This window comes from Pseudomonas agronomica (assembly GCF_025917275.1).
GTDB lineage: Bacteria > Pseudomonadota > Gammaproteobacteria > Pseudomonadales > Pseudomonadaceae > Aquipseudomonas > Aquipseudomonas agronomica.
Window position 1 is genome coordinate 1 of the sequence record NZ_JAOSHO010000811.1, and the last position, 1,458, is coordinate 1,458.

Genomic DNA, 1,458 nt, shown 5'->3' on the forward strand with positions numbered 1-1,458 from the left:
AAGAGCATCGACATCATCTGCTGGGGCTTCCAGCCGTCGATGTATTTCATCCGCGACGGCATGGCGCCGAGCATTGGCGAACTGCTCATGGCCAAGGCCCGGGAAGGCGTCGAGGTACGGTTGCTGGGCTGGGAAATGCCGTTCAATACCGCCGGCTTTGGCGGTGAGGCCAATTTGCCCGGCAAGGGCTCGATCCGCCTCATGGACCGGGTGATGCAACGCACCACCGAAGAACAATACGCCTTCGATCGCCAATGGTTTGCGACGTGCGCGGTCGCCGACGACAAGGCCGCGCAACGCACCGCCAGCGGACTGCCGGTGTTTGTCAGTCGCGGATTCAACCTCGATGAAAGGGGTGAGATCGCCCATTGGGTGAAATACGCGAGCCTCGACAGCGAAATCAGCACCAAGATGCGCCAAACGCTGAGATGGACGGCCACCCACCACCAGAAAAGCGTGCTGGTCGACTATGAGTTACCGGACCGCGCGGTCGGTTTCATCATGGGCCACAACATGCTCGACGAGTACTGGGACACGGACAAACATTCGGCACTGAACCGAAGCCAGGACAGCAAACCCGCCCCCAACCGCGGCCCACGCGGCGATACGCCGCGCCAGGACATTTCCTGCCAGCTCAGCGGGCCGATCCTGGAACACCTGCACCACAACTTCGCCGCTGCCTGGCGCAAGGAAACCGGCGAAGACCTGCTCGCCTCGCGCCAATCCATGAAGGTCGGGCCGCAACTGCGCACCCACGGCATGCCGCAAATGGCGCAGATCCTGCGCACCCAACCCCAGGCGGGCAAGCGCGACATCGAGCGGCTCTACATGCAAGCCGTCAACAACGCGACGCAGTTCATCTACATCGAAAACCAGTATTTCCGCTGGCCACCGCTGGCCGAGTTCATCAAGTCGGTCGCCGCCACCCAGACCCAGGGCGGGCGCGATCCCGGCCTGCACGGCGCGTTGCACCTGTTCGTGATCACCAACGCCACCGACGATGGCATCGGCGCCGGCACCGTGAACACCCAACGCATGCTTGAAAGCCTCGGGCGCGCCAACACCATCCCCGGCGTTACCAAGCTGCGGCGCATTCAAAAAATGGAAAAGGAATTCCCGCCCATGCCCCGCGCCGACCCGAACGACCGTCTTGGCCAACAGGAACAGGCCCAATGGAAGGCCGATCTCGAACGCAAAAAACAAGAGATCCTCGACAGCACCGTTGTGCCCGAGGAAATACCCGGCTTGAAGGTGCACATATGCTCCCTGGTCGCCCCCGATTCACCGGGCAAACCCTGGATGCCGGTGTACATCCACTCCAAGCTGATGATCATCAACGACGTGTTCACCACCCATGGCTCGGCCAACATCAACACCCGCAGCATGCAGGTGGACAGCGAGCTGAACATTGCCCATGAGTGGATGAGCGTGACCCAGGCGTTGCGGCGGCGGTTGTGG

General features: G+C 62.0%; 1 protein-coding gene. It reads left to right on the forward strand.

The annotated features are described in order from the left end of the window. A partial coding sequence (locus tag OC610_RS27345; protein WP_264432555.1) for a phospholipase occupies positions 1 to 1,458 on the forward strand: 1,458 nt, incomplete at both ends.